The 24,171-nt window shown below is 63.2% G+C and carries 17 protein-coding genes and 1 riboswitch; of the genes, 11 read left to right on the top strand and 6 right to left on the bottom strand.

Features of this window, described 5'->3' with window-relative positions; translation table 11 throughout:
- The first annotated feature begins 42 nt into the window (after positions 1 to 42).
- Positions 43 to 248: riboswitch (cobalamin riboswitch) on the top strand.
- A 90-nt stretch (positions 249 to 338) separates the two neighbouring features.
- The 4 genes from HBO05_RS24955 to dkgB all read left to right on the top strand — a co-directional run bounded on the left by HBO05_RS24955 (position 339) and on the right by dkgB (position 4,475).
- Entirely contained in the window at positions 339 to 2,279 is a 1,941-nt protein-coding gene (locus HBO05_RS24955; protein WP_172314494.1) for a TonB-dependent receptor, read from the top strand.
- Complete coding sequence (locus HBO05_RS24950; RefSeq protein WP_169954751.1) at positions 2,279 to 2,638, top strand: (2Fe-2S) ferredoxin domain-containing protein; 360 nt, start codon at positions 2,279 to 2,281, stop codon at positions 2,636 to 2,638. Before HBO05_RS24955 ends, HBO05_RS24950 begins: the two co-directional genes overlap by 1 nt.
- Entirely contained in the window at positions 2,635 to 3,549 is a 915-nt protein-coding gene (locus HBO05_RS24945; RefSeq protein WP_172314492.1) for an ABC transporter substrate-binding protein, read from the top strand. The genes HBO05_RS24950 and HBO05_RS24945 overlap by 4 nt, the downstream gene beginning before the upstream one ends.
- 122 nt (positions 3,550 to 3,671) lie before the next feature.
- Positions 3,672 to 4,475, top strand: coding sequence for a 2,5-didehydrogluconate reductase DkgB (gene dkgB / locus HBO05_RS24940; RefSeq protein WP_169954753.1), 804 nt, complete (start codon positions 3,672 to 3,674; stop codon positions 4,473 to 4,475).
- Position 4,476: 1 nt separating this feature from the next.
- On the opposite strand, the gene HBO05_RS24935 is transcribed toward dkgB, so the two are convergent.
- The 5 genes from HBO05_RS24935 to HBO05_RS24915 all read right to left on the bottom strand — a co-directional run bounded on the left by HBO05_RS24935 (position 4,477) and on the right by HBO05_RS24915 (position 11,992).
- Positions 4,477 to 4,890, bottom strand: a complete 414-nt coding sequence (locus HBO05_RS24935; RefSeq protein ID WP_172314490.1) for a chemotaxis protein CheY — start codon at positions 4,888 to 4,890, stop codon at positions 4,477 to 4,479.
- A gap of 133 nt (positions 4,891 to 5,023) precedes the next feature.
- The gene (locus HBO05_RS24930) at positions 5,024 to 8,662 is read right to left on the bottom strand and encodes a transporter substrate-binding domain-containing protein (protein WP_172314488.1); all 3,639 of its coding nucleotides are present in this window, start codon (positions 8,660 to 8,662) and stop codon (positions 5,024 to 5,026) included.
- 1 nt (position 8,663) lies between these two features.
- Entirely contained in the window at positions 8,664 to 9,290 is a 627-nt protein-coding gene (locus HBO05_RS24925; RefSeq protein ID WP_169954756.1) for a response regulator transcription factor, read from the bottom strand.
- Positions 9,291 to 9,615: 325 nt separating this feature from the next.
- Positions 9,616 to 10,332, bottom strand: coding sequence for an MgtC/SapB family protein (locus HBO05_RS24920; protein ID WP_169954757.1), 717 nt, complete (start codon positions 10,330 to 10,332; stop codon positions 9,616 to 9,618).
- 322 nt (positions 10,333 to 10,654) lie between these two features.
- Positions 10,655 to 11,992 carry a SidA/IucD/PvdA family monooxygenase gene (locus HBO05_RS24915; RefSeq protein WP_169954758.1) on the bottom strand — a complete coding sequence of 446 codons (1,338 nt, stop codon included), beginning with the start codon at positions 11,990 to 11,992 and terminating at the stop codon, positions 10,655 to 10,657.
- Between the two features lie 386 nt (positions 11,993 to 12,378).
- Between HBO05_RS24915 and HBO05_RS24910 the strand changes: the two genes are divergently transcribed.
- From HBO05_RS24910 to HBO05_RS24900, 3 genes are read left to right on the top strand one after another with little or no spacing between them, the layout of a single operon-like run.
- Positions 12,379 to 13,551, top strand: a complete 1,173-nt coding sequence (locus HBO05_RS24910; protein ID WP_169954759.1) for an efflux RND transporter periplasmic adaptor subunit — start codon at positions 12,379 to 12,381, stop codon at positions 13,549 to 13,551.
- Positions 13,552 to 15,525, top strand: coding sequence for a MacB family efflux pump subunit (locus HBO05_RS24905; RefSeq protein WP_169954760.1), 1,974 nt, complete (start codon positions 13,552 to 13,554; stop codon positions 15,523 to 15,525).
- A gap of 7 nt (positions 15,526 to 15,532) precedes the next feature.
- Positions 15,533 to 16,933 (top strand): efflux transporter outer membrane subunit, encoded by a 1,401-nt coding sequence (locus HBO05_RS24900; protein WP_172314486.1) that lies wholly within the window; start codon positions 15,533 to 15,535, stop codon positions 16,931 to 16,933.
- 107 nt (positions 16,934 to 17,040) lie between these two features.
- On the opposite strand, the gene HBO05_RS24895 is transcribed toward HBO05_RS24900, so the two are convergent.
- On the bottom strand, positions 17,041 to 18,669 hold the full coding sequence (locus HBO05_RS24895; RefSeq protein WP_172314484.1) for a PvdJ/PvdD/PvdP-like protein: 1,629 nt from the start codon (positions 18,667 to 18,669) through the stop codon (positions 17,041 to 17,043).
- A gap of 171 nt (positions 18,670 to 18,840) precedes the next feature.
- Here HBO05_RS24895 and pvdM point away from each other — a divergent pair, with 171 nt between their 5' ends.
- The 4 genes from pvdM (at position 18,841) to HBO05_RS24875 (ending at position 24,167) form a co-directional block, all read left to right on the top strand.
- Positions 18,841 to 20,202 (top strand): pyoverdine-tailoring dipeptidase-like protein PvdM, encoded by a 1,362-nt coding sequence (pvdM, locus tag HBO05_RS24890; protein ID WP_169954763.1) that lies wholly within the window; start codon positions 18,841 to 18,843, stop codon positions 20,200 to 20,202.
- Positions 20,199 to 21,470, top strand: coding sequence for an aminotransferase class V-fold PLP-dependent enzyme (locus HBO05_RS24885; protein WP_172314482.1), 1,272 nt, complete (start codon positions 20,199 to 20,201; stop codon positions 21,468 to 21,470). The genes pvdM and HBO05_RS24885 overlap by 4 nt, the downstream gene beginning before the upstream one ends.
- Before the next feature lie 30 nt (positions 21,471 to 21,500).
- Complete coding sequence (locus HBO05_RS24880; protein WP_169954765.1) at positions 21,501 to 22,379, top strand: formylglycine-generating enzyme family protein; 879 nt, start codon at positions 21,501 to 21,503, stop codon at positions 22,377 to 22,379.
- Between the two features lie 138 nt (positions 22,380 to 22,517).
- Entirely contained in the window at positions 22,518 to 24,167 is a 1,650-nt protein-coding gene (locus HBO05_RS24875) for a cyclic peptide export ABC transporter (RefSeq protein WP_169954766.1), read from the top strand.
- Positions 24,168 to 24,171 lie beyond the last annotated feature (4 nt).

Raw genomic sequence — 24,171 nt, 5'->3', positions numbered from 1 at the left:
GCAATCGGTTCGGCACATTGACGAACGGTCCGGCGAATGTTCAGATGCGGCCCTGTTTCAGGTGCCGCATGCCGCCGTGCATGAGGTGAAACGGGAAACCGGTACGCTCGTTCGAGCAAGTCCGGTGCTGCCCCCGCAACGGTATTCGCGTGACCCCTTCGACACACCACTGTGGCCAGAGCGCCATGGGAAGGTGAAGGGTTCGATACGCGAGAGCCCGGAGACCGGCCTGGAATGTGTGTTTGGCAAAATCCTGCGGTGGGCGGGCATGGGCCGGTATTGGCGTGTGCTCGATACTTTCTCCTGCGTGCTTCTGCGAAGATACTTTCGAGAAGACTATGATTTTTCAACGTTACGTCACTTCTGGCCCAACCCTGCTGTTGGGTTGCCTGTTCAGCCCCCTGCTACTGGCTGACAACAGCGCCCTGGAACTCAAGCCGCAGACCATTCTGGCACCGTCGGTGGAGTCCACCACCGTGGCCGACATGGCCCAATACGGCAGCAAGGTCGAGATCGTCACCCGCGCCCAGATCGAACGCGCCGGCCCCAGCGCCGATATCACGCGGGCGATGCAGATGTTTATCCCCGGTTTCTACGTCGCGCCGAAAAACGGCCCGTTCGACTACGGCACCTATTCCCTGCTGGGCGGGCGCAACGACGACACGCTGATCCTGCTCGACGGCGTACGCCTGAACAACCGCCTGTACGGGGGCCTGTACCTGGACACCCTGCCGGCCAACGCCGTGGAGCGCATCGAAGTGCTCAAGGGTGGCCAGAGCCTGTTGTTCGGCACCCAGGCCGTGGCGGGCGTGATCAATATCGTCACGCGCAGCCCGCAGACCCGTGAGGTGTCCGGCGAAACCAACCTGGGCGTCGATACCTTTGGCGGCACCACGGGTGATGCCCGGGCCGAGCGGATTTTCACCAATGGCCTGGGCGACCTCGGCCTGCTGGCCTATGTCAGCCATAACGTGTCCGAGGGCTACCAGCCCTTTCGCAACCGCGACATGAGCAACGTCACCGACAAGAAACGCTCCTACGAAGTCACCACCCTCGGCGCGAAGGCCATCCAGTCTTTTAGCGATGACTCGCGCCTGGAACTGTTTTACCAGTACTCCGACGCCAACCTGGACTTTGCCGGCGCCACCAACAACCGCAAGACCACCAACGACCGTGTGCAGCAGATTGCCACAGCGACCTTCGAGCAAAACATCAACGAGCGGCTGAGTTACTTCCTCAAGGGCCATATCAACGACTGGGACACTCGCTACTCAAGGGTCAACAACACCGCCGACGGCGGCACCGTGGTGCGCAACCACAATGACTACTGGGGCTTTACCGACTGGGGCGTGCAGGCCGAAGGCAAGGCTGAGCTTACGGGCGGCCATGTGCTGGTGTTCGGCTCGGACAACCAGTGGTTCAAGGGCCAGGACGACGTGCTGGTGATCGACGACAACAAGGCCCAGGCCCACGCCCTGTACACCCAGCTGCGCCCGCAGATCGACGCCCTGCCCGACTGGCATCCGAGCATCGGCGTGCGCCACGAAACCATGAGCGGCGGCGACAGTGCCACCGTCGGCATGCTCACCTCGCTCTACGACCTCAACCCCAACTGGGCCCTGCGCGGCCAGTACGGCACGGCCTACAAGCTGCCGAATGCCGAGCAATTGTTCGTCAATGAACCCGGCGACGAGTTGGGCAACCGCAACCTCAAGCCGGAAAGAAGCCGTAACGCCGAGCTGGGCCTGGACTACAAGGGCCTGCTGGCCGACCGTGAATTCAGCGCCAGCGTGACCCTGTTCAAGCGCAAGATCACCGACCTGATCACCCTCGACGATAGCCACTGGGTCAACGTCCAGGGGCAGATCCAGGTGCGCGGTTTCGAGGCCGACGCCAAGCTGGCGCTCAACGAGCAGTGGAGCTTGCAGGCGGACATGACCCGCAACCTGACCGAATCGCGCGCCGGGGTCACCCTCAATGACGTGCCGAGCTTCTTCGCCCGCTCGCGGGTGGGTTTCGAGTCGCAGAACCGCCTGTGGGGCGCCGGCGCGGCGATCCGCTATATCCACGATGTAATCAGCTCGAAAAGAGTCGAATACGGCCACTATTCGGTGGTGGACGCCGACGCCTATCGCTACCTCGACCCTGCCCATCAACACCGCGTGAGCCTGCTGGTAGAAAACCTGTTCGACCGCGACTACGTCACCAGCCGCTCCAGCAATGTCGACAACCTGGGCCGGCCGTTCACCACGGAGGTGCGTTACACGTATCGCTTCTGATGACTGAAATCACGCAAATCGACGGGGTGGACACCCACCCCGACTGGTCCCGTATCCCCGAGCATGCCCACCATGTGCTGCTGTGCACCGGCCCGCGCTGCACCCAGCGTGGCGCCCTGCAACTGTGGAAAACCCTGCGCCGGCGCCTTTTGGAGCACCAGCACATCGAAGTGCCTGGCGGTGTGCTGCTGACGCGCACCCATTGCCAGTTCCCCTGCAACCTGGGGCCAGTGCTCACGGTGTACCCGCAGCGCTGCTGGTATGGGGTGCACAGCAAGGCCGATGCCGTGCGCCTGGTGGATGTGCACCTGGTGGGCGGCGAGGTGGTCGAGGAACTGTTGATCCGGGAGCATCCATGAAACGTTTGGCAGGCGTTGCCATCGCCCTGTTGTGCAGTGCCTCGGCCATTGCGCACGACTACCGCAACTGCCAGCAGGATTGGCAACTGCCCCATGCACCGCCGGCGCGGATTGTCGCCCTCAACCAACACGCTGCCGATATGCTGCTGGCCCTGGACGCCGGCCCGGCGCTGGTGGGTGTGGCGTACCTGGATGACAACGGCGTCGCGCATAAGCAGGGCAAGTATTTGGGGGTGCCGGTGATTGCCCCGCGCTACCCGGCCAGCGAGGTGCTGTATGGGCAGAGGCCGGACCTGGTGGTGGGCGGGTTTGCCACGGCTTTTGGCGACGGCATCACCTCGCGCACTGGGCTGGCGGGCAATGGCGTGGCTTCGTATCTGCTGGAATCGGCCTGTGCCGGGCACTCCCTGGATTATTTCGGGCATATCCGCACAGACCTGCAAACCCTGGGCAACCTGCTGCATAAGCCGCAGCGCGCCCGCGAGCTGATTGCCGCCCTGGACGCCGACCTGGCCAGCGCCCGGGCACTGGCCAAGCCGGCAACACCCTTGTCGGTGTTTTACCTCGACAGTGAAGTCAACGGCCTGGACAGCGAAGGACAGCAAGGTTTCGTCACTGCCCTGCTGGCCGCCGCCGGCGCGCGCAACCTGTTGGCCGGGATCAATCAATACCGGGTCACGGTCAGCAGTGAGACGCTATTGATGAGCGACCCGGATGTGATCCTGCTGGCCGATGCCGTATGGTCCCCGGCCAGCCGTAAACGCCAGTTGCTGACCCGCGACCCGGTGCTGTCGCGCCTGCGGGCGGTGCGGGAAAACCGCATGATCGATATCCCGTTTACCCACCTGGTGCCCACTGTCGGCAGCGGCAAAGTGGTGCTGGACCTGACGCGCCAGCTCAACACCCTGTAGGAGCGGGCTTGCCGGCGACTCGTGACTTATGGTCAAGAGTCATTTGAACAATCGTGGGTGTTTCCCCGGGCGCCCCGGGCAGATACTCGAGGCCATTGTTCACGCCACCACAGGAGTCACTCATGTCTATTCCCGCATTCGGCCTTGGCACTTTCCGCCTGCAAGGCCAGGTGGTCATCGATTCCGTCAGCACTGGCCTGGACCTGGGCTACCGGGTCATCGATACCGCGCAGATCTACGAGAACGAAGCCGAGGTCGGCCAGGCTATCGCTGACAGCGGTATCCCCCGCGATGAGCTGTTCATCACCAGCAAGATCTGGATCGCCAATTTTGCCGAAGGCCAGTTGATCCCCAGCCTCAAGGAAAGCCTGCGCAAGCTCAAGACCGACTACCTGGACCTGACCCTGATCCATTGGCCGTCGCCGGAAAACCAGGTGCCCGTCGCCCAGTTCATGGGGCAGTTGCTCGAAGCCAAGCGCCAGGGCCTGACCCGGCAGATCGGCATTTCCAACTTCACCGTGGCATTGATGGAACAAGCCATCGCCGCCGTCGGCGCCGAGAATATCGCCACCAACCAGATCGAGCTGCACCCGTACCTGCAAAACCGCAAGGTGGTGGATTTCGCCACGCGCCACGGCATCCAGATTACCTCGTACATGACCCTGGCCTACGGCGAGGTGCTCAAAGACCCGGTGATCCAGGCGATTGCCGAGCGTAACCAGGCCACACCGGCACAGGTGGCCCTGGCCTGGGCCATGCAACTGGGGTACGCGGTGATTCCGTCCTCGACCCAACGCGCCAACCTGCAGAGCAACCTCAAGGCCGTGCAACTGACCTTGAGCGAAGCCGATATGGCGCAGATCGCAGGCCTTGAGCGCGGTCAGCGCCTGACCAGCCCCAAGGGCATTGCGCCGCAGTGGGACTGAGCTAAACCGCCGGACTGCGCGCCAACTCCCGCAGCCACGGCAAGACCCGCAAGCCGCTGGCCGGTGACGGCGGGTCGATGATGCCCATGAAGTGCTCCAGGGTGAGGCTGTCGGGCGACCCCGGCAAACGCATCATCGCCTGGGAGGCCGGCGCCCCGCTGTGCTGGTCGTCATAGACCAGCACATGGCGCACCTGCTGGAACGCCAGTGCGTCACCCGCGCTGGCGGCCAGGCCCGCATGGATAATCAGCACATCGAATGGCTCGGCTGGAATATCGGTCAGGATCAGCACTTCATTGAAGGTCTGCACCGGGACGATCCGGTAGTAACCCAGTTGGTTGAGCATTTTCTCGAGGTGCAAGCGTTGCAGGTGCTGTTCATCAGCGATCAGGATGGTCAGTGCTTTGGTGGGCATGGCAGGTCCCTGAGCAGGCAGCGCTCGTGGTTTGAAGGAGCGGCCTACTTTTTCAGACATATTTCGATAGCAAAATCAGCGTAGTTCCCTCTGCACGTAGGAGTTCTCCTAAACACTCTCGCACTTCCTACTCTTATGCCCGGTTGCAATAGTCCGCCAGGGCCTGATGCAACTGATCAATGGCTGCTTGCACGCCAGTCACCGCCAAGGCCAACGCCTCCCGATCACGTTGTTCACAGGCGGCTTCCAGGGCCTCACAGGCGCTCACCAACGCCTGCGCCTCAACCAGGCGCGCCCCGCCCTTGGTCCGGTGGGCCAGGTCATGCAACTGTGCGTAGTGGTTTTGTTGCAGCAAGGCCGGCAGTTGCATGCGGTCTTCGGCGAGGCTGTCGAGCAGCGGCTCCAACAGTTCCCTGATCGCGTCCATATCGCCACCGGTCAACTTCAGCAAGCGGCCCAGATCGATCGTCTGGATCGCCTCGGCCGCCTGCGGCTCGTTGACCGAAGGCAGGGCCGTACGCGAAGCGAGCGCCGCATGCAGGTCGTCGAGGCCAGTCGGCTTGAACAGGCAACCGTCCATCCCCGCTGCCAGGCAACGCTCGGTTTCCTCGGGCTGGGCATTGGCGGTAAACCCCAGCAACAGGCAAGGCGCCAGGCCACGGGCACGCTCGTCGGCACGAATTTCCCGCGCCAGGTCATAGCCGTTTTTCAGTGGCATATTACAATCGGTGATCACCCCATCGAAGCGCTCGGCCCGCCAGTACTCCAGGCCCTGCACGCCATCTTCGGCCGTAGTGATGCGGTGCCCCAGGAAGCTCAGTTGGCGGGTCAGCAATTGGCGATTGGCCGGGTAGTCATCCACCACCAGGATATTCAACCTATGGGCCGGCGGAGCATCCAGAGCGGCCGGCTCGTGATGGGCCGCGGCAGCAGACGCCACGGCCAGGGCCAACGTGACCTCCACGCGAGTGCCCTGCCCCAGCACACTGCTCAACTTCAGTTGGCCACCCATCATTTCACACAGGCTGCGGCTGATCACCAGCCCCAGGCCAGAGCCACTGCGCGCCGACTGGTCGGTATTGCGCCCCTGGACAAACGGGTTGAACAGGCGCATCTGGTCCTCGACGCTGATGCCTACCCCCGTGTCTTCCACCACCAGCCGCAGGCTCAGATAACCATTGGCAACCGCAGGCGAGCCACTGCTGCTCAAGCGCACATGGCCCTGGGCGGTGAACTTGATGGCGTTGCTCAACAGGTTGGAAACCACCTGCTTGAAGCGCAGCGGATCGATCAGTACATGCCGGTCAAGCAGCGGGTCCAGTGCCACCTGCAACACCAGGCCCTTGGTCCGCGCCAACCCTTCGAAAATGCGCGCCACCGAGGCCAGCAACTCACGCAGGTTCGATGGCTCCAGGGCCAGGGACAGGTGGCCGGACTCGATGCGCGCGATGTCGAGAATATCGCCGATCAATTCCAGCATGCCCCGCGAAGCGTCGGAGGCCACGGCCAGGGCATCATGGTCGATCCGCCCCTGCTCGGCATTTTTCAACGCCAGCTCGATCATGCCGATCACCGCGTTCATCGGCGTGCGGATTTCATGGCTCATGGTCGCCAGGAACGTGGTCTTGGCCCGGTTGGCAGCGTCGGCACCCTCCTTGGCCTCCTGCAATTGCCCCAGCAAGCGCTGGCGTTCACTGACATCGACCCAGCCGGCAATCATGCCCACGACCTTCTCGTCACCGTCGCGGTACGGCAGCATCCAGTGGTAAATGGTCAGGGTCGCGCCCCCAGGCACCTTGAGGACACGGTCGTGAATCTGCGGCTCGCCGCGCTCCATCAGGCGCAAGTAGTCTTCATGGTAGGACTGGGACTGGGGCTGGTTGCCGGTGTCGGTCTCGACCACGGTCTTGCCGATCACATCTTCAAGGCAAAAGCCGAATACATTCAGGTAGGCGCTGTTGCAAGCCATCAACCGGCCCATGCGGTCGCGCACATAGATCGGGTGCGGCGTGCCGTCGATCAGCACGCTCATAAAGCGCATCTGGTCGCTTAGCGCGCGCTCGGCCTGGCCGCGCTTGCGTATCAGGCTGCGCAGGTAAATGGCCCAACCCAGGGTGAGCGCCAACAGCAGCGCGGCCAGCGCAAACCCCTGGATAATCGTGTCGCGGTGGCGCAGCCAGTAACTGTCGTCGATCACCACTTCGCTGCGCCAGTGGTTGGTCAACTCGTCCATTTCCTGGGGAGAGATGCTCAGCAGCGCCTTTTCCAGGATCGAATACAGCTCCAACTGGCCGCGCCCCACGCCAAAGGCGATACGCGCTGGCTGCGCGCCCACGGTACTGGTGATACGCAGGCGATCACGGTATTTATGGGCAATCATGTAGCGCGCAATCATCAGCGCATTGACCGACGCATCGACCCCGGCACTGGCCACCAGGGCCATGGCCTCGGCGGGGCCGTCGACGTCTACCAGGATGATTTGGGGGTATTCCCGGCTGATGATTTCCCGCTGTACGCTGCTGCGAATCACCGCCAGGCGCTTACCTGTCATATCTTCCATGGTGATCGGGCTGCGCTCATCGTCGCGGGTGACCAGCACGAACGGGTTGCTCAGGTAAGGCCGGGTAAAGCGGATCTTGTCCTCCCGGGACATGCTTGGGGTAATCAGCGCGATCATGTCCGCGTCGCCCTCGCTGACCTGCTCGACTTGGCGCGGCAGCGAACCGCCGCGTATCACGTCGAACTTCAAGCCGGTGCGCAAGCTGACCTGCGCCAGTACCTCGGCACTCAAGCCCTGGAACTGCCCACGGTCGTTGAAAAATGACAGCGGCAGGAATTTGTCGAGCGCCGTGACCCTGACCCGTGGGTGCTTGTCCAGCCAGCGTTGCTCACTGGCGCTCAGGCGCAGGCGTTCGCGGCCGACCACCCCCAGGTTACCGGCGCTCCAGCGGCGCAGGATCTCCATCTGCTCATTGGCGGGGATCACCTCCAGCACCGCATTGACAATACGCAGCAGCCGCTCATTGTCGCCGGCGAGCGCGAACGCAAAGGGGTTGACCTCCAGGCTGGAAAAGTCCGCCATGCGCACGTTATTGAGATGATTTTTATTGATCAGATAGTTGGTGCTGATTGCATCGCCCAGGTAGACGTCCGCCTGGCCAAAGGCCACTGCGCCAATCGCCTCGAAGGCCGACGGATAGATATGCAATGAAGCATTGGGGTAGAAGGCCGCGACTGCACCGGGCTGCATGTAGTGATAAAGCATGGACAGGCGCTTGCCGTCCAGGTCGGCCGTCAGCGACTGGCTATCGCCCACCCGCGTCACCAGGATCGGCTGGTCATTGGCGTAGGAGCGCGACAGCTTCAACTGGCCGTCCGCCGCCTCGTAGCCGTTGGCCGTGCCTACAAAGTCCACCTCCGCGTGCTTGAGGGCGGCGATGGCTTCGTCGCGGTGCTCATAGCGCTGCACCTGGACCTTGACGTTGAGGGCCAGGGCGATCAACGCCGCATAATCGGCGGTAATCCCCTCCAGTTCGTCGTTGTTATTCGTCAGATCAAAGGGCGCGTAGTCGGGAGCGGAAACCCCCATCACCAACGTGCGGCGCTGGCGCAACCAGCGCCAGTCCGCCTCATTGAGGTTCACCTGCGGCGCTTCCAGGCTCGAATGCCCCAACAGATGCAAAGCCTGTGGCTCGCCCAGAGCCACGTTGACGGTGAGTGACAGGCCCGCCAGCCAGAGTACGGCGAGCCACTTGCCCAGAGAGGTCGACATTTCAGATCAGATGATTGCGCTGGGCGAACTTGGATAAATGCACCACCGAAGACATGCGCAGTTTCTCCTTCAACCGGGTTTTATAGGTGCTGATGGTCTTGTGACTCAACAGCATGTCCTTGGCGATTTCATTGTTCCCCAGGCCCAGGGCGAGCTTTTGCAGCACCATCAGTTCGCGGTCGGAAAGTGCCTCTACCAGTTGCTGTTCAGTGGTTTGCAAGTCGTCTTTGCGCACCGAACTGGTGGGCAGGCTGGGGAAGCAGCTGTAGTTGGACATGACGGCCTTGATGGCTTTTTGCAGCTCATCGAGTTCACCGGTTTTCGCGACAAAGCCCATCGCCCCGGCGCGCATGCAACGAGTGGAAAAGAACACTGCCAGATAGGAGGTCAGCACCAGGATTTTACAGGGCAGGCCCAATGCCTTGATCCGGCTGATGACCTCCAGCCCGCCCAACTTGGGCATGGCCAGGTCGAGGATGACCAGGTCCGGTCGCTCCTCCCTGGCAATCTGTAAGGCGTCGGCACCGTTGGCAGCTTCGAAAATCTTCTCGAAGCCCTCCTGGCGCAACAGGTATTTGACGGTAGAACGAATGAACGGATGATCATCCACGATTAGCGCTTTGCTCATGCGGCTCCCTGGGAAGACACCACGATTGTTTAGTTGCTTCATTGGCGACCACTCATTTCAGGGGCGCCAACACCCTTACACATCACACGAAACCCCTGTACCTGTGAGAAATACCAGTTCCGACCAGCGGCACTGTCTACACAGAACGTTTCAACGGAATTTGGTTAGGTGCAACGGCGCAACATTAACAACGGAATGATGTTTCGCCCGAAGGGAAAATCCGGCGCACTTGTAGGATTAATCCTTCCAAAAGCGTAGTCAAATTCAATAAAAAAAGCCGCCTCCTATGACAGGAGGCGGCTTTTTGGGGGATGCAGGGTTTGCTTCAGTCGGTGGTGCTGGGGCTCCAGAAGGCCTGCACCACAAGGTTCGACTGTGAGATCCGCGCCACCAGGGCGTCCAGTTCGTCACCGTCGACCGAGTTGGCCGCCAGCGTCGCCTCGATTTCCACCTCCTCAGTGCCAAATGGCCGTACGTCGACATCACTGGCCGGGTAGTTGCAGCGCGCCAGTTCCGATTCGAGCAAGGCCATCACCGCCTGCTGCTGGGCGCGCCGGGCGATCACGTAGAGGATATTGGTGACCTCCGCCGACACCACATCCAAAGGCTGGCGGTTGATGTTATTGACGATCGGCCGCAGCAAGGTGTTGGCCGCCAGCACAAAACAGGTACCCAGGAACGCCTCGAGGATCAGGTCGGCGCCGGCGCAGGCGCCCACGGCGGCGGAAGTCCACAGCGTGGCCGCCGTATTGAGCCCGCGTACATTGCCCTCCTCGCGCATGATCACCCCGGCGCCGAGAAAGCCAATCCCGGACACCACATACGCCACCACCCGCACCGCCCCTTCGGCCCCGGCCAGGCGGTTGGCCATGTCGACAAAGATCGCCGCCCCCACCGCCACCAGCACGTTGGTGCGCAGCCCCGCCGTGCGCTGGCGGAACTGGCGCTCAAAGCCGATCAGCCCACCCAGGATGAAAGCCGCGCTGAGGCTGACCACGGTGTCGATCAGGGAATCCAGATTGATATTGTTGAGGGCTTGCATGATGAATCTCCCTTTGATTGCCCGCAGAATCAGCGTCGAAAAAAGGGGGATCAGGCAGGAACCGGACGGTTCGCTACCCAAAGACCGCTTCTCGCTTTATCGGCGAGGCAACGGCACGGGGATGCGCGTCAGCTGGCCAAGCCTGGTCGACAACTGTCACTCGAAAGTCTGTTCACGAAGGTCTGCGCTATGGTTGAAAACCGGCGCAGCTTACGCCCGCAGTCTGCGGGAGGAAAGTGACAGTGCGGCGAATCGCCGGGTTCTTCAGCCAGGGTTCAGCCAGGCATCGCTCCCGCGGGCGCGGGAACGATCTGCAACGCTGTCAGCTCGCGGTGGCCAGCAGCACATCACGCACCGAGCGCGCCTGGCCCAGGCTGCGGTCATGCTCGTGCAGCGAGGCAGCAATCTCATCGGCGCGAATCGGCAGGATCGACAGCAACGTATCGCTCAAGCCATGGCTGGCCTGGCTGAAACCCTGCATGTAGATGCCCGCCTTGCAGCGCTCGTCGGTGACCACGCGGTAATCGCGGCTGACTTCAAAGTCACCCATATAGGCCTCCAGCGGCGCCAGCAACTGGCGATGCATCTGCCGTTCATAACCTGTGGCCAGGACCACCGCATCGTAGTGGTTGATCACGGTCTCACCGGTGGCGTTGTGACGTACCAACAACTCGATGCCCAAGGGCCCGGCGCTGGCTTTTTCCACGGTGGTCAGGGTGCGGAATGCGTGGCGGGCGATGCCGGAGACTTTCTGCCGGTAGAAAATCCCGTAGATGCGCTCGATCAGGTCCAGGTCCACCACCGAATAGTTGGTGTTGTGGTACTCGTTGACCAGGCGTTCGCGCTCGCTGCTGGGCTGCTGGAACACCAGGTCGGTGAACTCCGGGGAGAACACTTCGTTGACGAACGGGCTGTCATCGGCAGGCTTGAGGGCCGAGCCGCGCAGGATGATGTCCACCTGCACCGAGGGGAAGCTGTCGTTCAGGTCGATAAACGCTTCGGCCGCGCTCTGCCCACCGCCGATGATTGCAATGCGCATCGGCTTGCCCTCGACACACGGCTGCTGGGCCATGCGCGCCAGGTACTGGGAATGGTGGAACACCCGCCCGTCATCCTTGAGCGCCTTGAACGCCTCGGGAATCCGTGGCGTGCCACCGGCGCTGACCACCACCGAACGTGCGGTGCGCACCAGTTGCTCGCCATGGGCATCGCGGGAGATCACCCGCAGCGCCTCGACCTGCTGCTGATGCAGGATCGGCTCGATGGCCAGCACTTCCTCGCCATAGCGGCTTTGCTCGGTAAATTGCCCGGCGACCCAGCGCAGGTAGTCGTTGTACTCCATGCGGCACGGGTAGAAGGTGCCCAGGTTGATAAAGTCCACCAGGCGCCCGTGGGCCTTGAGGTAATTGACGAAAGAGTACGGGCTGGTGGGGTTGCGCAGGGTCACCAGGTCCTTGAGGAAGGAAATCTGCAGCTCGCTCTGGCTCACCAGGGTATTGCCGTGCCAGCGGTAGTCGGCCTGCTTGTCGAGAAACAGCACATCGAGCTTACCCTGGGCTTTCTCGCGCTCTTGCAGGGCGATGGCCAGCGCCAGGTTCGAGGGACCGAAACCAATACCGATCAGGTCGTGAACCGCGGGCGATGCAATTGCCTGTGTCATTCCAGTGTCCTCTGGATAAGCCCCGTGGCGATGGGGCGGAAAGCCTGGGCGACCTGCTGAACAACAGGCCATGTGTTGATAGGAAACGAGGACCATGAAAAAAAATTTAAGCCCCGCACCGGATTCACCCTGGCAGGCGCGGAGCCGCCGGCGCGGGCAATGCGGTGATGGCAGTTTGAGGCCGTCTAATTTATAGTAATTCTCATGTAGATTTGAAAAGTCCTACACACAACGTCCAATACTGGCGTTTCGCCCAGCTGTAACGGCGTGTGTAAGCACTTAAATTTCAGGGCAAATACCTCGTTTACCTGACAGCTTGCCGCGCCTGTCTCTGCCCTTGTGGGCGATTGAGCTGCGGTCCGAACTTTCCTGGCTGGAACCCGTGCATGAACCGTCCCCGACACACCCGGCGCGCTCTGCTGGCAGCACTTTGCCTGATCCCCGTGGCCGCGTTCGCCGCCTGGCAACTGATCCCGCCCGGCCGGGATAAATTTGCCACCCTGCAAGTACACCGGGGCGATATCGAAAGCAGTGTGACCGCCCTCGGCACCCTGCAACCGCGGCGTTACGTGGATGTCGGCGCCCAGGCCTCCGGGCAGATCCGCAAGATTCACGTCGAAGCCGGCGCCCAGGTCAAGGAAGGCGACCTGCTGGTAGAGATCGACCCCGCCACCCAACAAGCCAAGCTCGACGCCACCCGCTACTCCATCGCCAACTTGCAGGCCCAACTGCAGGAACAGCACGCGCAACACCGCCTGGCGCAGCAGAAGTACCAGCGCCAGCAACGCCTGGCCGCCGGTGGCGCCACCCGCGATGAAGACGTGCAAACCGCCCAGGCTGAACTGGATGCTACCCAGGCGCGCATCGACATGTTCAAGGCGCAGATCAGCCAGGCCCAGGCCACGCTGCGGGTTGATCAGGCTGAACTGGGCTACACGCGCATCTATGCGCCGATCTCCGGCACCGTGGTGGCCGTGGATGCCCGCGAAGGCCAGACCCTCAACAGCCAGCAGCAGACGCCGCTGATCCTGCGCATTGCCAACCTGTCGCCGATGACCGTGTGGGCGGAAGTCTCGGAAGCCGATATCGGCCATGTCAAACCGGGCATGCAGGCCTATTTCACCACCCTGAGCGGTGGCAACCGGCGCTGGACCAGCACCGTGCGCCAGATCCTGCCGGTGCCGCCCAAGCCCCTCAACGAAACCAGCCAGGGCGGCGGCAGCCCCAGCAGTTCGAGCAAGAGCGGCAGCGGCCGGGTGGTGCTGTACACCGTGCTGCTGGATGTGGACAACGCCGACAACGCACTGATGGCGGAAATGACCGCCCAGGTGTTTTTCGTCGCCAGCCGCGTCACCGATGCGCTGACCGCGCCCGTCGCTGCCCTGCAGGGCAGCACCCGTCCCGACATGCAACTGGCCCGCGTGGTGGCCAAGGACGGCAGCATCGAAGACCGTGAGGTGCGGGTGGGTATCAGCGATCGCCTGCGCATCCAGATCCTCGACGGCCTGAACGAAGGCGATCATCTGCTGATCGGCCCCGCCGACAGCAGCGGAGGCTGAATGTTGACGCCGCTGATCGAACTTCGGGACATCCGCAAATCCTACGGGGGCGGTGATGCGCCCCAGGTCGATGTGCTGCGCGGGATCGACCTGTCGATCCATGCCGGGGAATTCGTGGCGATTGTCGGGGCCTCCGGCTCAGGCAAGTCGACCCTGATGAATATCCTCGGCTGCCTCGACCGCCCCACCGTCGGCCAGTACCTGTTCGCCGGGGAAAACGTCGCCCAACTGGACACCGACGAACTGGCCTGGCTGCGCCGCGAGGCCTTTGGCTTTGTGTTCCAGGGCTACCACCTGATCCCGTCCGGCTCGGCCCAGGAAAACGTCGAGATGCCGGCGATCTATGCCGGCACACCGGCCGCCGAACGCCACGCCCGCGCCGCCGCCCTACTGACCCGCCTGGGGCTGGCCGGGCGCACCGGCAACCGCCCGCACCAGTTGTCCGGCGGCCAGCAGCAACGGGTGTCGATTGCCCGGGCCTTGATGAACGGCGGGCATATCATCCTCGCCGACGAACCTACCGGCGCCCTCGACAGCCATAGCGGCGCCGAGGTCATGACCCTGCTCGACGAACTGGCGAGCCAGGGCCACGTGGTGATCCTGATCACCCATGACCGCGAAGTGGCGGCGCGGGCCAAGCGCATCATTGAGATCCGCGACGGCCTGATCATCAGCGACACCCCCAACACCCACAACCAGCCCGCCACTGAAGCCAACCCCAAGGCCCTGCAAGCGGTGGACCTGCGCCAACGCCTGGCCGACGGCGCCGAGCACAACGGCGCCTGGAAGGCTGAACTGGTGGACGCGGTGCAGGCGGCCTGGCGGGTCATGTGGATCAACCGCTTCCGCACGGCCCTGACCCTGCTGGGGATCATTATCGGCGTGGCCTCGGTGGTGGTGATGCTGGCCGTGGGCGAAGGCAGCAAACGCCAGGTCATGGCGCAGATGGGCGCCTTTGGCTCCAACATCCTGTATGTCAGCGGCTCGGCGCCCAACCCACGTACGCCGCCCGGCATTATCACCATGAACGACGTCGCCGCCATGGCCGCCCTGCCCCAGGTCAAACGAATCATGCCGGTCAATGGCGCGGAGGCCGGGGTGCGTTTCGGCAATGTCGACCACATGGCCTATGTCGGCGGCAACGACACCAACTTCCCGACGATCTTCAACTGGCCAGTGGTCGAGGGCAGCTACTTCACCGAGGCTGACGAACGCGCCGCCGCTACCGTCGCGGTGATCGGCAAACGGGTGCGCGACAAGCTGTTCAAGGACCTGCCCAGCCCTATCGGCCAATACATCCTGATCGAAAACGTGCCGTTCCAGGTGATCGGCGTGCTTGCCGAAAAAGGCGCCAGCTCCGGCGACAAGGACAGCGACGACCGTATCGCCATCCCCTACTCTGCCGCGAGTATTCGCCTGTTCGGCACCTATAACCCTGAATACGTGGTGATTGCCGCCGCCGACGCGCGCAAGGTGCATGAGGCCGAAAAAGCCATCGACCAGTTGCTGCTGCGCCTGCACAACGGCAAGCGGGATTTTGAACTGACCAACAACGCCGCGATGATCCAGGCCGAGGCCCGGACCCAAAACACTCTGTCGCTGATGCTCGGCTCGATTGCCGCCATCTCGCTGCTGGTGGGCGGCATCGGCGTGATGAACATCATGCTGATGACCGTGCGCGAACGCACCCGGGAAATCGGCATCCGCATGGCCACTGGCGCCCGGCAGCGCGACATCCTGCGCCAGTTCCTCACCGAAGCGGTGATGCTCACGGTGGTCGGCGGGGTGGCCGGGATCGGCCTGGCCCTGCTGGTCGGTGGCGCGCTGATCCTCAGCAGCGTGGCCGTCGCCTTCTCGCTGCCCGCAGCCCTGGGCGCCTTCGCCTGCGCGCTGGTCACCGGCGTCATCTTCGGCTTTATGCCGGCCCGCAAAGCAGCCCGGCTCGACCCGGTCACGGCCCTTACCAGTGAATGATCGCCCTATGAAAGCGCACTTGACCCTCGTTGCCGCCAGCCTGCTGCTGGCCGCGTGCAGCAGCCCGGCGCAGCGCCCGGCCAGCGGCCTGCAGCCGCCGCCGGCCTGGGACACGGCAAGCCAGGCCAACGCTCTGCACGTCAACCAGCAATGGTGGAAGGCCTTTGCCAGCCCGCAGCTCGACCAACTGATCGAACAGGCCCGCACCGGCAGCTACGACCTGGCCAGCGCCATGGCCCGGGTGCGCCAGGCCCAGGCCGGCGCCGTGGTGGCCGGCGCGCCGCTGCTGCCCGAACTCAAGGGCGGGCTCAACGCCAACCGCCGGAAACTGCTGCGCGGCAACGGCTACAGCGAACTGGATGCCGACAACAACAATGACGCGGTGGATTATTTCAATGCCAGCCTGACTGCCACCTACGAAATCGACTTCTGGGGCGGCAAGCGCGCCGCTCGCGACAGTGCTGAACTGGCGGTGCGCGCCAGCGAATTCGAGCGCGCCACGGTGGAATTGACCCTGCTCAGCGGCGTGGCCACCACCTACACCCAGCTCCTGGCCCTGCACGAACAACAACGCATCGCCGAGCTCAACCTGGCCAATGCGCAGAACGTGCTCAAGCTGGTACAGACCCGGAATGACGCGGGCTCTGCCACCCAACTGGAACTGGCCCAGCAAAAGAGCCTGGTCGCCGCGCAGCAACGCCAACTGCCCGAGGTACGCCAGCGGACCGAAGCCGCACGGATCAGCCTGGCCGCCCTGCTCGGCCAACCGGTGCAGACGCTGCAACTGACGCCCCAGGCCTTTGAGCAACTGCGCTGGCCAAGCATCGCCGCCGGCGTACCCAGCGACCTGCTCAGCCGCCGCCCGGACATTGCCAGCGCCGAAGCGCAACTGGCGGCCGCCCAGGCCGACATCATCGTCGCCCGCGCCGCCATGCTGCCCAGCGTGACCCTCAGCGCCAACCTGGGCTCGGGCGCCAACCGTGCTGGCGATATGCTGCGCAACCCGTTCTACAACCTCACGGGCGGGCTGATCGCACCGATTTTCAACAACGGCCGCCTCAGCGCCGAACGCGACAAGGCCACGGCACGCCAGGATGAGCTGCTGCAAACCTATCGCGGCGCGATCATCAATGGCTTTGCCGATGTAGAAAAGGCCCTGAGCAGCATTCGCCGACTGGACGAACAGCGCCAGTGGCAGCATGAAGAACTGGACCAGGCACAGACAGCCTTCCGTATCGCCCAGAGCCGCTATGAGGCTGGCGCGGAGGACTTGCTTACCGTACTGGAAACCCAGCGCACGCTGTATGCCGCCCAGGATTTGAACGTGCAACTGCGCCAGGCACGGCTGGGGGCGAGTATTGCGCTGTACAAGGCACTGGGAGGGGGGTGGCAGGCGTCTGGTCTTTAACGATGAGGATCTAATGTGGGAACTGGCTTGCCGGCGATGTTGCCTGCCCCATCGCCATTGCCATCGCCGGCAAGCCAGCGCCTACCGTTTGACGTTGATCGGACAGGTCAAATCGTCCGCTCCCTGACCTTCAAATGCCGCGCATACCACGGCCGCTTCGGCACCTTGCGGAACAAGTCCTGCAACTTGTCATCATCAGCGCCGAAGGTGATGCGCAACGCCAGCTTCATGGTTTCCGGATCCATCTCCACCGTGCGCCCCATCTGCAATCCCGGGGTGGTGCTGCAACCGTGGGTATCCGGCCCCAGCCATGGATCACCCACCTCGACCCAGCGCCCTGGCGCAAACCATGGCACACCGTTGACCTCCAGGCGGCTCAGCTCACCCGGATTAAAGCGCTGATGGGCGCGGAACCAGTCCTCCAGCCGGTCATCGATCCAACCGTGGAAATGCCAGAACACCGGGTTCACATGGGAGGAAAACGGGTCGCCCAAAAAGTCATTTTCAGGCTCATACCACCGCGCCGAAAAATCCGCAGGATCGCGCGCAAAGGGCACCGGTGCGCCGTTGGAAGGGTCGCGCGGCACCGACGCCCAGCGCATGTGCAGCCAATCGTGCAGCCCCAGCTCAACCTCCGAGCCGAACTGGCCCAGGGTCAACCTGGCCAGGTAACGCGGGTCGCGGTACTGCGACTCCCACACCTGGAAGTTGCTGTGATAGGTCTCGCAAGCCTTGATATCACTGACCCACTGGCTGTACTGCTCATCGCCACTGGCCATCCAGGTCGGCGGCAGTGCGAAGCCATCGTGATTGTCAAAGTAGCGCGCGAAGCCCTGGCGATCACGCTCAAGCTCGGGCTGCGGCGGCGGGAAGCGCGGCCAGGACGGCAAGTCCTGCAGGGAGCGCGCCGTACCGAGCATATGCCGATGCATAAAGAAAAAATCGATACCCGAGCCATTGCGATCCTTACGCGGGCCACGGGCATCGCGCTCTTGGTCCCGTGGCCCGGGCTGCCAACCGATGCCGCGCAGGGCGTTGCGCTTGTCTTCGGGGAGCTTGTGCCACTGGTCCCGCGTGGCGTGCCAGAGCTGGTGGAACAGGCGGTGTTCGGGGGCAATCAACCATGCCAGCAGTGCTGGGTTCAGACCGATGCGTTCGCGGGCTTCGGGGAACAGCTGTTTGGTGGCGACAAATCGGTTATCCAGCTCCAGCAGCGCCAGGGGCCGGTCGAGATTGAGAATCTGCCCGCTGAGGGTGCCGCTGCCGGCATTGCCGAAGCTGCCCCAGACTTCGTCCAGGCGCATCGTCAATTCATAGGCCGGCATGCCGTCCGGCGCGTCGCGGTCGATCAGGCGCCAGTACAACAGCGCCGCGTCGCCCGGCGCCAAGTCACCAAGCACCTGATAGCGCGGCTCGCCCGGCCCACGCAGTTGGCCAGCGGTGTCCAGGTAGCCACGCACGCCACGGCCGCGCGGTGCAATATCAAGAAACAGTTCCAGACCGTCGAGGGGCAAGCCTTGCAGCCCGGCGTCACGCCCTTCCAGGCGCAGGCTCCAGATCCCGCGCAGGCTGTTCGCCAACTGCTGGCCGGCGGTGTCCGCCAGGTCCACCGTGGCTTCCTCGGGAGTGATGGGAAATTCCTCACGCGTCAACTCGCGATGGGCATAAAAGGCAGCAGGTACGGCGGCGCCGGTCAGCGCCAGGCCTGCGATAAACCCTCGTCGAGAAATCGTCATGTTCCTACCTGTGTCAGCCCTGGAGCAGGCTTTATCCAAGCTAGAACGTTTAGCCGGGCGGCAAATTTACTGTAGGGGCCGCGCTTAAATTTCCCGGCCCTGCGCTCGTTCTCCCCAGATAGCAAAGGCCCCTTGCGCCCGCACCTCAAAGGCGAACCGACTGAGATGGCAATGACAAAACCACGTTCGAAAAAGGCTCTATACATCGGCCTGCCCTTGGCCCTGGCCATTGCTGCCGGCGCAGGCCTGGCCTGGGATCACTGGTTTGGCGGCAATGCCGGCTACCCGCTGGAAGTGATCAAGCAGGCCAATGAATTGCAGGACCGCCTGCTGTCGTTCGACAGCCATATCACCGTGCCCCTGGACTTCGGCACCGCCGGCCATGAAGCAGACAAGGACGGCAGCGGCCAGTTCGACCTGGCCAAGGCCAGTCGCGGGCGCCTGTCGGGGGCGGCGCTGACGATTTTCGGCTGGCCCGAGCTGTGGAATGGCCCCAATGCACCACACAAACCCACCGCAGGTTTTGTCGACGAAGCCCGGCACCAGCAAGAGGTGCGCTACAAGATCATCGCCGGCATGGTCCGCGACTTCCCCAACCAGGTGGGCATCGCCTACACCCCGGCCGATTTGCGCCGCCTGCATGGCGAGGGCAAGTTTGCGATTTTTATCAGCATGCTCAACGCCTACCCCCTGGGCAACGACCTGAACCTGCTGGACATGTGGACGGCGCGCGGCATGCGCATGTTCGGCTTCAGCTACATCGGCAATAACAGCTGGGCCGATTCCTCGCGCCCGTTGCCGTTTTTCAATGATTCGCCGGATGCCCTCGGCGGCCTCTCGGCCATCGGCAAGCAAGCAGTGCAGCGCCTGAACGACCTGGGCGTGATCATCGACGTCTCGCAAATGTCGACCACCGCCCTCGAGCAAGTCGCCCAGCTTAGCCGCACCCCCATGGTCGCCTCCCACTCCGCGCCCAGGGCCTCGGTGGATATCCCGCGCAACCTCAGCGACAAAGAACTGCAACTGATCAAGAACAGTGGCGGCGTGGTGCAAGTGGTGGCCTTCGGCGGGTATCTGCGCCCGTTGAGCCAGCCGATCCAGGACAAGCTCAACACCCTGCGCGCGCGTTTCGACCTGCCACCCCTGCCCAACCTGGCGATGGCCCTGATGCCCGGCGACCCGATCATCGCTGCCTGGCCGGAGCAGAAGTTCGGCGAGTACGCCAGCGAGCTCTACGCCATTCTCGAAGAAGAACCCAAGGCCAGCCTCAAGGACCTGGGAGACGCCATTGACTACACCGTGCGCAAGATCGGTATCGACCACGTCGGCATTGCCTCGGACTTCAACGAAGGCGGCGGCGTCAAGGGCTGGAACGATGTCAGTGAAGTGCGCAACGTGACCGCCGAACTGATCACCCGCGGCTACTCCGAAGCCGATATCGCCAAGTTGTGGGGCGGCAATTTCCTGCGGGTGTGGGAGCAGGTGCAAAAGTCCGCCAAGCCTGGTGTGCTGCCAAGCGAGCAAACGCCATGACCGACCGTCGCACCTTTCTCAAACAGGCCGGCATCCTCGCCGCCAGCCTGCCGCTGGGGACCAGCCTGCACGTGCAGGCGGCTAGCGCCAAGGCCCCCGTCGATAAATGGGCCGGCCTGCGCCAACTGTTCGACCAGGATCCGAACTACATCCATTTCTCCAACTTCCTGATCACCTCGCACCCAAGGCCCGTGCGCGAAGCCATCGAGCGCCACCGCGCCGCCCTTGACCGCAACCCCGGCCTGACCATGGACTGGGACCTGCAGGAACCCTGGAAACGCGAAGGCCAGGTGCGTGAATGGGCCGGCCGCTACCTGCAAGCCAAACCCGGCCAGATCGCCCTCACCGGCAGCACCACCGAGGGCCTGGCGATGATCTACGGCGGCATCCACGTGCGCCTCGACCAGGAAATCCTCACCACCGAGCACGAGCACTTTTCCACCGACAGCATCCTCGCATTGCGCACCCAGCGTGACGGCACCCAGGTGCGCAAGATCAAGCTGTTCGCCAACGCCCACCACGTATCGGTCGATGAAGTGCTGACGGCCATCGAGCGCAACATTCGCCCCAATACCCGAGTACTGGGCATGACCTGGGTGCAGTCGGGCAGCGGCGTGAAGCTGCCTATCGCTGAAATCGGGCAACTGGTCAAGCGCCACAACCAGGGGCGCGAAGAAAAGGATCGGATCCTCTACGTGGTCGATGGCGTGCATGGCTTCGGCGTCGAAGACCTGGCCTTCCCGGACATGCACTGCGACTTCTTTATCGCCGGCACCCATAAATGGATGTTCGGCCCACGGGGCACTGGCCTGGTGTGCGCCGCATCGGAGCAAGTGACCACCCTCACCCCGAGCATGCCGACGTTTTCCGAAGACACCGATTTCGCCACCACCTTCTCCCCCGGCGGCTATCACGCCTTTGAGCATCGCTGGGCGCTGGACGAGGCCTTCAAGCTGCACCTGCAATTGGGCAAGGCCGAGGTTCAGCAGCGCATCCACAGCCTCAACTCCTACCTCAAGGAGCGCTTGCAGGCGCGACCGAACATCGAGCTGGTCACCCCGGCCAACCCGCAGCTGTCGGCCGGTTTCAGCTTCTTCCGGGTCAAGGGCCAGGACAGCGACAAGGTGGCCGCCTACCTGATGCGTAACCGCGTGGTCAGCGACGCGGTGAACCGCGACGTCGGCCCGGTGGTGCGTACCGCGCCGGGCCTGCTCAATACCGAAGATGAGGTCGACCGCTTCCTGGCCCTGCTCGACAAAGCCCTCTGATCCCCTTTTTTCTTGCCCACGAGACGACTCATGAACGATGAACCGCTCACCCCAACGCTGCTCAAGTCCCTGGCGCTGACGGCATTGATCGCCTGCCTGGCACCCTCCGCCCAGGCCGCCACGCCGCCCAAGCCCGGCACCGTGTTCAAGGACTGCAAGAACTGCCCGGAAATGGTGGTACTGCCCACCGGTACCTTCAAGATGGGCACCCCGGACGATGAAGTCGGCCGCCAGCCCGATGAAGGCCCGATCCATGACGTGACCTTCGCCAAACCCGTGGCCATCAGCCGCTTCCAGGTGTTGGCCGGCGAATGGGACAGCTACCTGCAAGAAACCGGCTACAAAATGCCCGACGGCGACGACCGCCCTGGCCGCAAATGCACGGCTGGCAAGCCCACCTACAAGATAAGCGCCAAACATCCAGCCGTATGCATGGACTTTGCCGAAGCCCGCGCCTATGTCGCTTGGCTGTCGAAGAAAACCGGCAAGCAGTACCGCATGGTCAGCGAATCCCTGCGCGAGTACGCCGCCCGTGGCGGCACCTCCGGGCCCTTCCCGTTCCCGTTCGACGAGGGCAAGGAATACAGCATCGCCAAGCACGCCAACACCTACGGGCCGGCCGATGGCTACAGCTACACCGCGCCGGCCGGCAGCTATGCGCCCAATGCGTTCGGCGTGTATGACATGCATGGCAACGTCTACGAATGGGTCGAAGACTGTGAAAACGACAGCTATGTGGGAGCGCCCAGCGATGGCAGTGCCTGGCTGACCGGGCAATGCGAGGTGCGGCAGATTCGCGGCAACGACTGGGGCGAGGCGCCGGTGTTTTCCCGCTCCGGCAACCGCAACAACCTCTACCCCAACGTGCGCGGCGACTGGCTGGGCTTTCGCGTGGCACGGGAGCTCTGAGCCTGTGCAACTCGGGACGCGGCTAAATCGCGCCGGGCCCGACTCGTCCTCCTACTATCGGCCTGCCAGCGGTAAACCTTCGCGCGCAGGCCTTCACTTGCCCACAGCACGTAGCCACGTCGCGATCGAGGTAGTTTCATGACCGCAGCACCGCGCAGCGCCATTCGCGAACTCTTGAGCCTGCTCAAGCCCTATCGACGGATTGTCATTTCTTCCATCACCCTGGGCATCGTCGGCGGCCTCAGCGTCACCGCGCTGCTGGCCACGGTCAACCGCGGCCTGCACAGCGCCGACGGCATGGGCACCGGCGTGGTCCTGGCCTTCGCCGGGCTGTGCCTGCTGGCGTTGCTCAGCAGTATCGGCGCCGATATCGGCACCAACTTCGTTGGGCAGAAGGTGATTGCCAAACTGCGCAAGGACCTCGGCGCCAAGGTGCTCGCCGCGCCCATCGAGCAGATCGAGCGCTATCGCACCCACCGCCTGATCCCGGTGCTGACCCATGACGTGGACACCATCAGCGACTTTGCCTTCGCCTTTGCCCCGCTGGCGATTTCGACCACAGTGATCCTGGGCTGCCTGGGCTACCTGGCGGTGCTGTCCTGGCCGATCTTCCTCATGACGCTGCTGGCCATCGGCATTGGTTCGGCGGTGCAGTTCGTGGCCCAGAGCAAAGGCATCAAAGGCTTCTACGCGGCCCGTGACGCCGAAGACAACCTGCAAAAACACTACTCGGCGATTGCCGAGGGCGCCAAGGAACTGCGCATCCATCGCCCACGCCGGCACGCCATGCACACCCGCAATATCCAGGGCACCGCCGACCATATCTGCGACACCCATATCCGCTCGATCAATATTTTTGTGATCGCCAAGAGCCTGGGCTCGATGCTGTTTTTCGTGGTCATCGGCCTGGCGCTGACCCTGCAACAGTTCTGGCCCAGCTCGGACCCGGCGGTGATGAGCGGCTTTGTCCTGGTGCTGCTGTACATGAAAGGCCCGCTGGAAAACCTGATCGGCAACCTGCCGATCATCAGCCGCGCACAAATCGCCTTCCGGCGCATTGCCGACCTGTCGGAGCGTTTCTCCTCGCCGGAACCGCACCTGCTGCTCGATGACGCCGACAAAAGCGTGCCGGTGATGAAGCACCTGGAACTGCGCAACGTGCAGTACGCCTTCCCGCCCGTGGAAGGCAGCGAGCCATTCAAGCTGGGGCCGGTCAACCTGAGCATCGAGCCTGGGGAAATCCTGTTTATCGTCGGCGAAAACGGCTGCGGCAAGACCACCCTGATCAAGCTGCTGCTGGGCCTGTACACCCCGCAGCAAGGTGAAATCCGCCTCAACGGCCTGCCCGTGGACGCCCTGGGCCTGGACGACTACCGCCAGATGTTCACCACGATCTTTGCCGACTACTTCCTGTTCGACGACCTGGTGCAGAACGACAAGGCCCTGCCCGACGACGCCACACAGTACCTGGAGCGCCTGGAGATCGCGCACAAGGTCAGCGTGCGCGATGGCGCGTTCACCACCACCGACCTGTCCACCGGGCAACGCAAGCGCCTGGCCCTGGTCAACGCCTGGCTCGATGAGCGCCCGGTGCTGGTATTTGACGAGTGGGCGGCCGACCAGGACCCGACCTTCCGACGGATTTTCTACACCGAGCTGCTGCCGGACCTCAAGCGCCTGGGCAAGACCATCATCGTCATCTCCCACGACGACCGTTACTTCGACGTCGCCGACCAGTTGGTACGCATGCAGGCCGGTCGCGTCATCAGCGAAAAAGCCTGCGCCTGACCTC

Source organism: Pseudomonas sp. WS 5079 (assembly GCF_012985465.1).
GTDB lineage: Bacteria > Pseudomonadota > Gammaproteobacteria > Pseudomonadales > Pseudomonadaceae > Aquipseudomonas.
The sequence above is the reverse complement of the archived record's forward strand: the minus strand, read 5'-3'. Positions and strand labels throughout refer to the sequence as shown.

Bases quoted from the DNA above. Each gene is read 5' to 3' on its own strand.
- HBO05_RS24930 (WP_172314488.1), bottom strand. From the start codon at position 8,662: ATGTCGACCTCTCTGGGCAAGTGGCTCGCCGTACTCTGGCTGGCGGGC.
- HBO05_RS24880 (WP_169954765.1), top strand. From the start codon at position 21,501: ATGAACGATGAACCGCTCACCCCAACGCTGCTCAAGTCCCTGGCGCTG.
- HBO05_RS24955 (WP_172314494.1), top strand. From the start codon at position 339: ATGATTTTTCAACGTTACGTCACTTCTGGCCCAACCCTGCTGTTGGGT.
- HBO05_RS24935 (WP_172314490.1), bottom strand. From the start codon at position 4,890: ATGCCCACCAAAGCACTGACCATCCTGATCGCTGATGAACAGCACCTG.
- HBO05_RS24895 (WP_172314484.1), bottom strand. From the start codon at position 18,669: ATGACGATTTCTCGACGAGGGTTTATCGCAGGCCTGGCGCTGACCGGC.
- HBO05_RS24915 (WP_169954758.1), bottom strand. From the start codon at position 11,992: ATGACACAGGCAATTGCATCGCCCGCGGTTCACGACCTGATCGGTATT.
- HBO05_RS24925 (WP_169954756.1), bottom strand. From the start codon at position 9,290: ATGAGCAAAGCGCTAATCGTGGATGATCATCCGTTCATTCGTTCTACC.
- pvdM (WP_169954763.1), top strand. From the start codon at position 18,841: ATGACAAAACCACGTTCGAAAAAGGCTCTATACATCGGCCTGCCCTTG.
- HBO05_RS24950 (WP_169954751.1), top strand. From the start codon at position 2,279: ATGACTGAAATCACGCAAATCGACGGGGTGGACACCCACCCCGACTGG.
- HBO05_RS24920 (WP_169954757.1), bottom strand. From the start codon at position 10,332: ATGCAAGCCCTCAACAATATCAATCTGGATTCCCTGATCGACACCGTG.
- HBO05_RS24885 (WP_172314482.1), top strand. From the start codon at position 20,199: ATGACCGACCGTCGCACCTTTCTCAAACAGGCCGGCATCCTCGCCGCC.
- HBO05_RS24905 (WP_169954760.1), top strand. From the start codon at position 13,552: ATGTTGACGCCGCTGATCGAACTTCGGGACATCCGCAAATCCTACGGG.
- HBO05_RS24945 (WP_172314492.1), top strand. From the start codon at position 2,635: ATGAAACGTTTGGCAGGCGTTGCCATCGCCCTGTTGTGCAGTGCCTCG.
- HBO05_RS24875 (WP_169954766.1), top strand. From the start codon at position 22,518: ATGACCGCAGCACCGCGCAGCGCCATTCGCGAACTCTTGAGCCTGCTC.
- HBO05_RS24910 (WP_169954759.1), top strand. From the start codon at position 12,379: ATGAACCGTCCCCGACACACCCGGCGCGCTCTGCTGGCAGCACTTTGC.
- dkgB (WP_169954753.1), top strand. From the start codon at position 3,672: ATGTCTATTCCCGCATTCGGCCTTGGCACTTTCCGCCTGCAAGGCCAG.
- HBO05_RS24900 (WP_172314486.1), top strand. From the start codon at position 15,533: ATGAAAGCGCACTTGACCCTCGTTGCCGCCAGCCTGCTGCTGGCCGCG.